Annotated in this window: 12 protein-coding genes; 5 read left to right on the forward strand and 7 right to left on the reverse strand. The window is 68.3% G+C overall.

Going from position 1 to position 10,387, the window contains the following annotated elements:
* Nucleotides 1-3: 3 nt before the first annotated feature.
* Nucleotides 4-927 carry a LysR substrate-binding domain-containing protein gene (locus Q392_RS21535; RefSeq protein ID WP_038212128.1) on the reverse strand — a complete coding sequence of 308 codons (924 nt, stop codon included), beginning with the start codon at nt 925-927 and terminating at the stop codon, nt 4-6.
* Between the two features lie 92 nt (nt 928-1,019).
* Here Q392_RS21535 and Q392_RS21540 point away from each other — a divergent pair, with 92 nt between their 5' ends.
* From Q392_RS21540 to Q392_RS21555, 4 genes are read left to right on the forward strand one after another with little or no spacing between them, the layout of a single operon-like run.
* The gene (locus Q392_RS21540; protein ID WP_051953835.1) at nt 1,020-2,021 is read left to right on the forward strand and encodes a tripartite tricarboxylate transporter substrate binding protein; all 1,002 of its coding nucleotides are present in this window, start codon (nt 1,020-1,022) and stop codon (nt 2,019-2,021) included.
* 37 nt (nt 2,022-2,058) lie between these two features.
* Nucleotides 2,059-3,231 carry an acyl-CoA dehydrogenase family protein gene (locus Q392_RS21545; RefSeq protein WP_038212131.1) on the forward strand — a complete coding sequence of 391 codons (1,173 nt, stop codon included), beginning with the start codon at nt 2,059-2,061 and terminating at the stop codon, nt 3,229-3,231.
* Between the two features lie 6 nt (nt 3,232-3,237).
* Nucleotides 3,238-5,415 carry an acetate--CoA ligase family protein gene (locus tag Q392_RS21550; RefSeq protein WP_051953836.1) on the forward strand — a complete coding sequence of 726 codons (2,178 nt, stop codon included), beginning with the start codon at nt 3,238-3,240 and terminating at the stop codon, nt 5,413-5,415.
* Nucleotides 5,415-6,281 carry a DMT family transporter gene (locus tag Q392_RS21555; RefSeq protein ID WP_038212133.1) on the forward strand — a complete coding sequence of 289 codons (867 nt, stop codon included), beginning with the start codon at nt 5,415-5,417 and terminating at the stop codon, nt 6,279-6,281. The genes Q392_RS21550 and Q392_RS21555 overlap by 1 nt, the downstream gene beginning before the upstream one ends.
* 99 nt (nt 6,282-6,380) lie before the next feature.
* Here the strand turns inward: Q392_RS21555 and pncB are convergent, their stop codons facing one another.
* From pncB to Q392_RS32965, 4 genes are all read right to left on the reverse strand, one after another.
* Nucleotides 6,381-7,583: a nicotinate phosphoribosyltransferase gene (pncB, locus tag Q392_RS21560; RefSeq protein ID WP_038212135.1), complete on the reverse strand. Its 1,203-nt coding sequence runs from the start codon at nt 7,581-7,583 to the stop codon at nt 6,381-6,383.
* Between the two features lie 6 nt (nt 7,584-7,589).
* The gene (locus Q392_RS21565) at nt 7,590-7,982 is read right to left on the reverse strand and encodes a hypothetical protein (protein WP_157008124.1); all 393 of its coding nucleotides are present in this window, start codon (nt 7,980-7,982) and stop codon (nt 7,590-7,592) included.
* A 6-nt stretch (nt 7,983-7,988) separates the two neighbouring features.
* The gene (locus Q392_RS21570) at nt 7,989-8,297 is read right to left on the reverse strand and encodes a type II toxin-antitoxin system Phd/YefM family antitoxin (protein WP_038212145.1); all 309 of its coding nucleotides are present in this window, start codon (nt 8,295-8,297) and stop codon (nt 7,989-7,991) included.
* 120 nt (nt 8,298-8,417) lie between these two features.
* A complete protein-coding gene (locus Q392_RS32965; RefSeq protein WP_157008126.1) occupies nt 8,418-8,624 on the reverse strand; it encodes a hypothetical protein in 207 nt (68 codons plus the stop codon).
* Nucleotides 8,625-8,682: 58 nt separating this feature from the next.
* Between Q392_RS32965 and Q392_RS21575 the strand changes: the two genes are divergently transcribed.
* Nucleotides 8,683-9,390 carry an IS6 family transposase gene (locus Q392_RS21575; RefSeq protein ID WP_245610774.1) on the forward strand — a complete coding sequence of 236 codons (708 nt, stop codon included), beginning with the start codon at nt 8,683-8,685 and terminating at the stop codon, nt 9,388-9,390.
* A 57-nt stretch (nt 9,391-9,447) separates the two neighbouring features.
* On the opposite strand, the gene Q392_RS21580 is transcribed toward Q392_RS21575, so the two are convergent.
* Both Q392_RS21580 and Q392_RS21585 read right to left on the reverse strand, forming a co-directional pair.
* Entirely contained in the window at nt 9,448-9,843 is a 396-nt protein-coding gene (locus Q392_RS21580) for a single-stranded DNA-binding protein (RefSeq protein ID WP_051953837.1), read from the reverse strand.
* Nucleotides 9,844-9,995: 152 nt separating this feature from the next.
* Complete coding sequence (locus tag Q392_RS21585; protein ID WP_051953838.1) at nt 9,996-10,271, reverse strand: hypothetical protein; 276 nt, start codon at nt 10,269-10,271, stop codon at nt 9,996-9,998.
* Nucleotides 10,272-10,387 lie beyond the last annotated feature (116 nt).

Consider the following 10,387-nt stretch of genomic DNA (forward strand, 5'->3'; position numbering starts at 1 on the left):
TCGCTAGCGGCCCGCCGCTGCCTTGCGGCGGGCCGACACCAGGTAGGCTGCCTCGCGTTCGAACATCGCGCTGAGCGCTTGCGCGGCCGCCGTCAGGGGCGTGTCGCGCCGGTAGATCAGGCTGATCTGGTAGTCGGTGAGCGGCTCGCGGATCGGCAGCACCGCGAGGCCGCCCTTGAGCAGCGGCGTGTCCATCAACAGGCTGGGCAGGAGCGCCAGGCGGTCGGTGCTGCTCACGAAGGCCAGGGTGTCGATCATCGAATCGAGATAGATGTCCACCTTGGGGGACGGCAGGCCGAGCCGCGCGAAGGCGCCGCGCACGCCGGCCCCGGCCACGCCGTACGGCGCGCCCACCACGAACGTGGCCTCGGCCAGCTGCTCCAGGCGGGTGGCGTGCGCCAGCGGGTGGCCCGGCCGCGCAACGACGCAGACCTGGCAGTGCACCAGTTCGACCTGCGCCAGGTCGGGCGCCGGCTGGTCGGGAGCCGGGCACACCGCGAAATCGATCTGGCCTTCGCGCAGCAAGGGCGACAGCGTGTGGAACAGCCCGCTGGACGAATGCAGCTCCACGTCGGGATGCTTGCGGCGAAAGCCGACGACCGCGCCCGGCGCCAGCAGCACCGACGACATCGGCGAGACGCCGTAGCGCACGACCGAGAGCTTGTTGCCCAGGAGTTCGGCCACGCCCTGGCGCGCGCGGTCGCTCTCGGCGGCGATGAGCCGCGCATGGCCCAGGAAACGCTCGCCGTAGGGGGTGAGGCGGATGCCCTTGGCGCCGCGGACGAACAGCGGTGCACCGAGCGATTCCTCCAGGCGTCGCAGCGACTTGCTGATCGCCGGCTGGGCCTGCCCGGTCATGCGGGCGGCCGCATGCAGGCTGCCGTGCTGCGCCACGGCGATGAAGTCCCAGATCTGCTGCAGCGTCACGATGCCTCCAAGTTATCGCACCTCCGGAATCAATACTACCGCCTCGCATGTGCGGTCCGTATCGTCGGGCGCATCGATTTCTGGAGACGCACATGCATGATTCGAAAGACGCCGCGATGTTCGATCGGCGCCAGTTCCTTTCTTCCACCGTGGTGGGCGCCGCGGCATTCGCAGGCGTTGCGCGCGGTGCCCTGGCGGCGCCGGACTGGCGACCGACCCGTGCCGTGACGATCTACGTGCCGGCCGCCGGCGGCGGCGCCACCGACGTCCATGCCCGGTTCCTGGCGGATCGCGCGTCACGCATCCTCGGGCAGCCCTTCATCGTCGAGTCCCGGCCCGGTGCGGGCACCACCCTGCCGGGGGCCACGGTCGCCACGTCCAGGCCGGACGGCCATGCGCTCGCCATCGTCCTTCCCAACGCCTACCGGATGCCGCACATGCAGCCCACGGCGTGGCATCCGATCCGCGATTTCGAGTACGTGTGCGGACTCTCCCTCTACACCTTCGGACTGCTCGCCCACAAGGACAGCGCCTGGAAGAACATCGAGGAGGTCATCGCCGCGGGGAAGGGCGCGCCCGGCAAGTACACGGTGGGCACCGCGGGCAACGGCACCACGGGGCACCTGGCGCTGATCGAGCTCGAACGCCTCACCGGCGCGAAGTTCCTGCACGTCCCCTACAAGGGCATGGCGGACACCAGCCGCGCGCTGATGGCGAGGGACGTCGATTTCATCCTCGAGGCCGGCAGCGTGGTGCAGAACGCCTTCCAGGGCATGTACAAGCTGCTCGCCATCGTCGACGAGGAGCCGTCGCCCGCCTTGCCCGGCATTCCGACCCTGCGCCAGAAGGGCTGGGAGGTGGTGGCCTGGAGCTCCTACGGCCTGGTCGCGCGCAAGGGCACGCCGGAATCCGCCGTGCGGGCGCTGCATGCCGCGTTCGACGAAGCGATGAATGCGCCCGAGCACGACGCGCTCATGGACAAGCTGGTGACGCGCCGCTGGAAGCTCGGCCCGCGCGAGTACGCGGCCTGGGCCGAGAAGTACTTCCGCGAGATGAAGCCGCTGCTGGTGCGCGCCGGGCTGGCCGCCGCCTGAATTCCTTCCCCACGTTCGCCCCACCGGACCCGACACCATGATCGATTTCTCCCTGACCGACGAACAGCGCATGATCCAGGACGCGGTGCGCGCCTTCATGAAGAAGGAGGTGATGCCCTACGAGCAGCCGCTGCTGCACCGCGCGCTCAAGGGCGGTTCCGCCGAACTCGACAAGGGCGAGCTGAAGGCCCTGCAGAAGAAGGCGAAGGAAGCCGGCTTCTGGGGCATCGACACGCCCGAGGAATACGGCGGGGCCAACGTCGGCCCGGTGGCCGAAGCGCTGATCCACATGGAGACGGGCAAGAGCTTCGTCAACTTCAAGTTCGGCGGCTCGGCGATGAACGTGCTGTTCCTGCTGAACGAGGACCAGAAACCCGACTACCTGATCCCGGTGATCCAGGGCGAGCGCAGCGCGGGCTTCGCGCTGAGCGAGCCGGGCGTGGGCTCCGACGCCCGCAACATCAAGGCCACCGCCGTGCGCCAGGGCAAGGAATGGGTGCTGAACGGCGAGAAGACCTGGATCACCAACGGCAACGACGCCGACTTCGTGATCGCGTTCTTCCGCACGCCGGAGGAGGGCGACGCGAACGGCGTCACCGCCTTCCTCGTGGACCGCGCCATGGGCTGGAAGTCGTCGCCGATCCGCATGATGGGCGCGCACGACCCGGCTTCGCTGCACTTCGACAACGTGCGCGTGCCGGACCGCAACGTCGTCGGCAAGGTGAACGACGGCTTCCGCGTCGCGATGGCTTTCATCTACAAGAACCGCGGCTGGATCCTCGGCGGCAAGAACGTCGGCGCGTCCGAGCGCCTGCTGGCCATGGCGATGGAGCAGGCGGAGAACCGGGTGACCTTCGGCAAGAAGCTGGCCGAGCGCGAGAACATCCAGTTCATGATCGCCGAGTCGGAAGCCGAGATCCGCGCGGCCAAGCTGCTGGTGCTGGACTGCGCCTGGCAGGCCAGCGTGGACAAGGACTACCGGCAGGCCTCCTGCGTGTCGAAGTTCTTCGTGGCGAACATGGCCAACCGCGTCGTCGACCGCGTGCTGCAGATCCACGGCGGCATGGGCTACGCCAAGGAGATGCCGATCGAGAAGTGGTACCGCGACCTGCGCATCCAGCGCATCTGGGAAGGCAGCGACGAGATGAACCTCGCCTGGATCTTCCGCAGCCTGCGCGAGGGACGCGCCCAGATCGGCGACGTGCACTGAGGCGTCATGGGCCATTCCGATTCGACCCAGGCTTCCCCTGGCCGGGAACCGGCGGGGCGCGGCAGCCTGGCGCGGCTGCTGGCGCCGCGCAGCGTGGCCTTCGTCGGCGCGAGCGACAACAACAACATGTCGCAGTGCGCCTACCGCAACCTGCTGCGCCACGGCTTCGCCGGAGAGGTGTTCCTCGTCAACCCGAAGCAGGCCGAGGTGCACGGGCAGAAGGCCTGGCCGGACCTGGCCAGCATCGGCAAGCCCGTGGACGCGGTGTTCTCGCTGCTCGGCGCGGCGCGGGTGCCGGCGCTGGCGCGCGAATGCGCCGCGCTGGGCATCTTCAACCTGGTGGTGCTGGCCGGTGGCTTCAGCGAGGAGGGCGAGCACGGCGCACTGCTGCAGAACGAACTCGTCGAAGTCGCCGCCCGCGAGGGGCTGCGGGTGCTCGGCCCCAACACCATCGGCTACCTGAACCTGCACGCCAGGGCGCTGCTGTACGGCTCGCCGCTGGAGCCGCCGGCCTATCCTGACCGCCCCGTCGCTGCCGGGCCCGTCAGTGCCGTGGTGCAGAGCGGCATCATCGCGCACACGCTGATCCGCGGCATGCTCTCGCGCCGCGTCGGCCTGGGCACGGTGGTGGCGGTGGGCAACGAAGCGGACGTCCGCATCCACGACGTGATCGAGCATCTGGTCGACGACCCGCACACGCAGGTGATCGCCGCCTTCATCGAAACCGTGCGCGACCACGTGGCGTTCCGCCGGGCCTGCCTGCGCGCCGCCGCGGCGAAGAAGCCCATCGTCGCCTTGCGCGCCGGCCGCTCGGCCATCGGCGCCGTCACCGCCATCTCGCATACCGGCGCGCTGGCCGGTGACCAGCAGGTCAACGAAGCGGCGTTCCGCCAGCTCGGCGTGATCGCCGTTGCCAGCGTGGAAGAACTCGTCGTGACGGCGGCCTACCTGGGGAACCACGGGGCGCCGACCGGCAAGCGTGCGGCGTTCCTGGCCATTTCCGGAGGCTTCTGCGAGATGTTCGCGGACCGGGCCGAGGAGGTCGGCATCGAGCTGCTGGCGTTCAGCGCGAACGTGCAGGCGGAGCTGCGCGCGATCCTGCCGCCCAGCGCCGCCGTGTCGAACCCGCTCGACACCACCGGCATCGCGCAGACCGACATCACGATCTTTCCGCGCGTCATGGAGACGCTCTCGCGCGCCGGGGACATCGACGTGCTTTTCGTGGGCCGCAACCCCTGGCGCGCGACGCCGGCGGATCCCGCGCCCGTGGTGGCGCGCTACCGTCCCTGGGGTGACGCCGTGGCCAGGTCGCCCGTTCCGATCCTGCTGGTGGCCGATTCGCTGTGCGACATCTCCGACTTCGAGGTGCAATTCAGCCGCGACGCCGGGCTCCCGCCGGAGATCGGCGGCCTGCAGTTCGGCTTGCAGGCCTTCGTGCGGGCCGCCGAGTGGCGCAGTCGCGTGGACCGGCTGGCGCAGCAGCCACCCGCCGCCCTGCCGCCGCTTGCGTTGCCGGGCTTCGCGACCGGGCGGGCCATGGCCGAACACGAGGTGCTGGCCTTGCTGCAGCAGGCCGACGTGCCGACCGTGCCGTGGACGTTGGCGCGCACTGGCGACGAGGCCGTGGCCGCGGCCGAGCGCTTCGGCTATCCGGTGGTGCTGAAGGTCTCCTCGGCGCAGATCGCGCACAAGAGCGCGATGGGCGGGGTGGTCCTGGACATCGCGGACGCATCCGGCGTGCGCGACGCGTGGGCCGCGGTCATGGCAGCGGCGGCCCGGCAACCGCAGGCGGTGGTCGACGGCGCGCTGCTGATGCCGATGCGCGGTGCCGGCCTGGAGCTGATCGTGGGGGTGAAGTCCGATCCCACGTGGGGGCAGGCCCTGGTCGTCGGGCTGGGCGGCGTGTGGACCGAGTTGCTGCGCGACACGGTCGTCTGCCCGCTGCCGGCGGCGGACCAGGACATCGCCGACATGCTGGAGCGGCTGAAGGGCGCCCGGCTCCTCGACGGCGGCCACGGCCTGCCTGCCGTGCACCGGCCGGCGCTGATCGCCGTCATCCGGCAGGTGGCCCGTCTCGCAGCGGCGCTGGGGGACGAACTCGAGGCGCTCGAGTTGAATCCGGTGCGGGTGCGTGGCAGCGTGGTCGAGGCACTCGATGGCCTGATCGCCTGGCAGCGGCATTGATGCACTGGACGCTCGTGGCGGCCATGGCGGCCTGGGGCATCAACATGTCCGCCGTCAAGGTGATGACGGCCTACTTCGATGCGGTGACCCTGGCGGCGCTGCGCATGGGCCTGGCGGCCCTCACGATGTCGTTCATCGTCTGGCGCATGAACCTGCGCGTGCCGCGCCTGTCGTGGCGCCAGGGGGGCGCGCTGCTGGCCTGCAGCGCACTGCTGGTGTACGGCTACCAGGTGCTGCTGGTGCAGGGGCTGGAAACGACCACGGCCAGCAACGCCTCGCTGATCGTGGCGTTCACGCCGGCCGCGGCGCTCCTGCTCGGCGCGCTGTACCGCCTGCGGGCGCCCGGGCGCACGCGCCTGGCCGGGGTCGCGGCCGGGATCGTGGGTGTGGCGTTCATCGTGCTGGGCCGGCCGGGCGCGGGTGTCGGCGCGATCCACACGGGCGATGCGCTGATCCTGCTGGCCGTGTTGTGCTGGGCGATCGGCGGCGAGTTCATCCAGGCGTTGGCCGGACGCGCGCATCCCATGGTGGTGGCCGCGGCGACGCACACGGTCGGCACGCTGCTGCTGGCGATCCACGCTGCCTTGTCTCCGCAGCCAACTGTCCTTCCGGATGCGTGGACGGCGGCGCCCTGGCTGTGGCTGGCGTTCTCCGGCGTCGTCGCAGCGGCGCTCGGCAACTTCGCCTGGTATCACTCCATCGGGCGCATCGGTGCCATCCGCACCACGCCGGCGATGAACCTCGTGCCGCTCTTTGGTGTCGGCTTCGCCGTCCTGGCGCTTTCGGAGCCGCTGTCCGCCGGCCAGGTCCTGGCCGTCGGCCTGGTCGTCGTCGGAGGCCATTTCGCCATGCGGCCGGAACCGTAGGGGCGTGGGCGCGGCAACAAGAAACTCCCTCTCCCGCTCGCGGGAGAGGGTTGGGGTGAGGGTGGTGGCGCGCCTCCCCCTCACCCCCTCCCTCTCCCCCTAAGGGGGAGAGGGAGCAACACCGAAGACTTGCCGCAGATACGCCAGGAAAGTCTCGTCCGTCGCCAGCGCCTTCCCCGGCGTGTCCGACAGCTTCGCCACCGGCTGGCCGTTCGCTTCCACCAGCTTCATCACGATGTTCAGCGGCTGCAGGCCGACGTCGTTGGTCAGGTTGGTGCCGATGCCGAAGCCCAGTTGCACGCGGTCGCCGAAGTGCCGGTACAGCGCGATCGCCTTGCCCACGTCGAGGCTGTCGGAATAGACCAGGCGCTTGCGCTGCGGGTCGATGCGCAGCTTCTCGTAGTGCGCCAGCGCCTTCTCGCCCCAGGCGACCGGGTCGCCGGAGTCGTGCCGCAGGCCCTCGAACAGCTTGGCGAAGTACAGGTCGAAGTCGGCCAGGAAGGCGTCCATGCCCACCGTGTCGGTGAGCGCGATGCCCAGGTCGCCGCGGTATTCCTGCACCCATTCCTCCAGCGCCGCGCGCTGGAAGTCGCGCAGCCGCACGCCCACGGCCTGGAAGGTCTGCAGGTACTCGTGGCCCATGGTGCCGATCGGCACGATGCCCAGGTCGCGCGCCAGCAGCACGTTCGACGTGCCCTTGAACAGCGCCGGCAGCTCGCGCGCCAGCGTGGCCACCACTTCGCGCTGCCAGTCGCGGGCGTAGCGCCGGCGCACGCCGAAGTCGAAGAACTCGAAGGGATTCGCCAGCGGCGGCTCGGCGGCGAAGGCGCGCAGTTGCTCCACCTTGGCGGCGAGGCGCCGGCGGCCTGTCACCAGCGCGGCCGCCGCATCGAAGCGCCGGAAGTACAGCTCGTTGACGATCGCCAGCACGAAGATCTCGAAGCCCATCACGTGCACCTGCGGCCCGCGCGCCTCGATGCGCAGCTGCTCGCCGTCCGCCCAGGCGCGGATGAAGTCGCGCTGGAAGTGGAAGATGCGCAGGAAGTCCACGAAGTCGCTGCGGATGAAGCGCAGGCTGCCCAGGAAAGCCAGCTCGTCGCGGCGGAAACGCAGGTCGCACAGCGCGTCCAGCTCCGCGTTGACCTCGTGCGCCAGCTCGGCCAGCGGATAGTCCGGCCGGTTGCGGCAGACGAAGCGGTACAGCGCCTGCGTCTGCGGGTGCCGGTGCAGCATCGGCTGCCACATCGTGAACTTGTAGAGATCGGTGTCCAGCAGGCTCTGGATCACGGGTTGGGCAGCCATGGCGACCTATGGAAGATCCTGATCGAACTTGAACATCAATTGCCGCTCGTGCTTCAGCGCCAGCAGCAGCACACGGTTCTCATCATGTGCGCAGAGCAGGACATGACGTTTGACGACCAACTCCCGTAGATGGGGGAACCCGTGGGCCGCGGCCAGTGCCATCGCCCGCGCTGCAAGGACGCGGCCCTGCGTGGACTGCGCCTGCAGGAAGCGGGCAGGGCGGCCGGCTGCCGGGTTCCAGCGCAGGTGGCCGCGCGCCTCCTGCAGCCGTTGCAGCAGCAGTTCGTATCGCTCGTCTGCGCTGGCGGGATCCTGCTCGATGAAGAACGCATGCGCGGAACGCACATCGCGGACGAAGGAATGCGCAGCCTGGAGACGCGCATTGACTGGAAACACCACGCTGGATCAGGCCTTCTTGCGAGGCTTCACGCGGGTCACGGCCAGTGCCTGGTCCAGTTCCGAGTCTTCGATCACCCGGCCCGCTTCCAGGTCCGCGAGGCCTTCGAGAGCTCCTTGGGCGAGCACCAGTCCGGCGTGTTCGGCCTCCAGCGCGTGGTAATAGTCCAGCTTCCGGGCATCGACGAGCGCAACATAGCTCGCGCCGTTTTTCGTCAGCACCTTCTCGCTGCCGCGGCCGACGACATCCTCGGCCAGTTCCGTCAACCTGGCACGAGCTTCACTGATCGGGACAACGTCTGCGGCTCGCACACCCATGGTCTTCTTCCGTTAAAGAATGCATTAACGGTTAATGTAATAGTTTCGGACGCCATGGAGTGCACGAGAGCAAGCCCCGGCGTCCCTGACGCGCGGGGCCTGGTTCGGACACGCGAACGTTCAGCCGCCTTCGGCCTCGTGGCGCTTGTCCGCCGGCATCGGCGTGTTGCCGCCGGGCATGCCGCCGCCTTGCGGGTAGCCGCCGGGTTCGGTGCGCTCGCGCGCCTGCTCGCCCATGTTCTCCGCCAGCTGCTTCATCTGGCCCGACTTCTCCTGCCCCTTCGCATACCACTTGTTCAGGATCTCCCTAGAACGGCTCTGGTGCAAATCGTCGCCTCCGGTAGGCTGTGGCTTTCGAACTGAAGGCGGACCGATGGCGCAGAGGCTGCAAAGCATGGACGAACTGTTCAAGGGGCGGCACTTCGAGCGAGAGATCATCGTCCTGTGCGTTCGCTGGTACCTGCGCTTCAAGCTGAGTCTGCGTGACCTGGTGGAAATGATGGCGGAGCGCGGCCTGGCCTTGGCCCACACGACCATCATGCGGTGGGTCCAGCGATTCGTGCCCGAGTTCGAAAAGCGCTGGAACCGTTTCGCCCGCAAGGCCGGTCGCTCATGGCGCGTCGACGAGACCTACGTGAAGATCCGCGGCAAGTGGACATATCTCTATCGCGCCGTCGATCGAGAAGGCCAGACCGTCGACTTCCGACTGAGCGCCAACCGCGATGTCAAAGCTGCCAAGGCGTTCTTTCGCAAGGCGCTGCAGACTCAGGGCCGACCTCCGCTGAGCATCACGCTGGACGGCTACGTCGCCTCGCACCGCGCGGTGCGTGAGTTGCCCGCGCAGAGCCCTCGCTGGCAAGGCACACGGCTGCGATCGTCGCGATATTTGAACAACATGGTCGAGCAGGACCATCGAGGCGTGAAGTCGCGCATCAAGCCCATGCTTGGCTTCAAGGTCTTCGATCGCGCGGCGGTGACGATCGCCGGCGTGGAGTTGCTGCATCGCATCCGCAAGGGACAGTTCAACCTTTGTCGGTTGCACCTCAAAGGCCATGCCGCGCCTGCAATCTGGAACGCGGTGCTTTCGGCCTGACCGGCGCAACGCACACACGACGTCGTTCGCCTGCGCAGAAAATTCGCACCAGAACCCCTAGAACGGCATGTCGTCATCCCGCTCGCTCGCACCGCCTCCCGGGCCGGCCTCGCTCTCCGCCTTGTCCAGCAGGCCGATCTTGTCCACGTACACCTCGGTGACGTAGCGGTCCTGGCCGTCCTTGTCCTGCCACCTGCGGGTGCGCAGGTGCCCCTCGACCAGCACGAAGGCGCCCTTGCGCACGTAGTCCTCGACGATGCGCACCAGACCATCGCCACGGAAGACGAGGTTGTGCCATTCGGTGTGTTCGCGGCGCTCGCCCGACTCTCTGTCCTTCCAGCGCGCGGTTGTCGCCAGGCGCGCATTCGCCACCCGGCCACCGTCAGGGAACGACTTGATTTCCGGGTCGCGGCCCAGGTTGCCGATCAGTTCCACGTAGTTCTTGCTGAACATGCTCTTCCTTCCTTGGTGTGACATGCGCCGTATCCCACGGCGCGAGGGTTGCACCCGCTGGTGCCGCCTGCGATCTGTGTCGCCTGGCATGGGTTGAATTTTATCCATCTGACGCGCGTTTGACAAGTGAAATCGCAGACTTTTGACGTGCGTTATGCTTCATTTTGCATCGGCATCACAGACACATTTGCGGTCGTGACCACCAATTTCGCGCCCGCGAAAGTGCAGCCGAAGCGGCTCGCGCAAACCTCGTGGCAAACCTCCCTTGTGCGGTCGTCGCAGGACAGGCCATAGGTGCGTGCGTAGGCGTCCAGCAGCGCATCCAGCGTCTCCGCCTTGCGCAGCGACGCATCAGCATCGAGCCGTTCCACGGCGATCCTGGCGAACAGCGGCAGGCACTGGTTTCGCTCGGTCTTGATCCTGGCCATCCCCTACCCTTTCCTCAAAGCGCCAACCGGGTTCCAAGATTCCGAGCCCATCAACATCTGAGGTTCGGAGGGCATGCGGCAGCCCCGGTGTTGCTGCCGCCGTACTTCCTGAGTTC

Origin of the sequence: Xenophilus azovorans DSM 13620, assembly GCF_000745855.1 — a bacterium.
GTDB classification, from domain to species: domain Bacteria; phylum Pseudomonadota; class Gammaproteobacteria; order Burkholderiales; family Burkholderiaceae_C; genus Xenophilus; species Xenophilus azovorans.

Bases quoted from the DNA above. Each gene is read 5' to 3' on its own strand.
- Q392_RS21540 (WP_051953835.1), top strand. From the start codon at position 1,020: ATGCATGATTCGAAAGACGCCGCGATGTTCGATCGGCGCCAGTTCCTT.
- Q392_RS21545 (WP_038212131.1), top strand. From the start codon at position 2,059: ATGATCGATTTCTCCCTGACCGACGAACAGCGCATGATCCAGGACGCG.
- Q392_RS21550 (WP_051953836.1), top strand. From the start codon at position 3,238: ATGGGCCATTCCGATTCGACCCAGGCTTCCCCTGGCCGGGAACCGGCG.
- Q392_RS21555 (WP_038212133.1), top strand. From the start codon at position 5,415: ATGCACTGGACGCTCGTGGCGGCCATGGCGGCCTGGGGCATCAACATG.
- pncB (WP_038212135.1), bottom strand. From the start codon at position 7,583: ATGGCTGCCCAACCCGTGATCCAGAGCCTGCTGGACACCGATCTCTAC.
- Q392_RS21570 (WP_038212145.1), bottom strand. From the start codon at position 8,297: ATGGGTGTGCGAGCCGCAGACGTTGTCCCGATCAGTGAAGCTCGTGCC.
- Q392_RS21580 (WP_051953837.1), bottom strand. From the start codon at position 9,843: ATGTTCAGCAAGAACTACGTGGAACTGATCGGCAACCTGGGCCGCGAC.
- Q392_RS21585 (WP_051953838.1), bottom strand. From the start codon at position 10,271: ATGGCCAGGATCAAGACCGAGCGAAACCAGTGCCTGCCGCTGTTCGCC.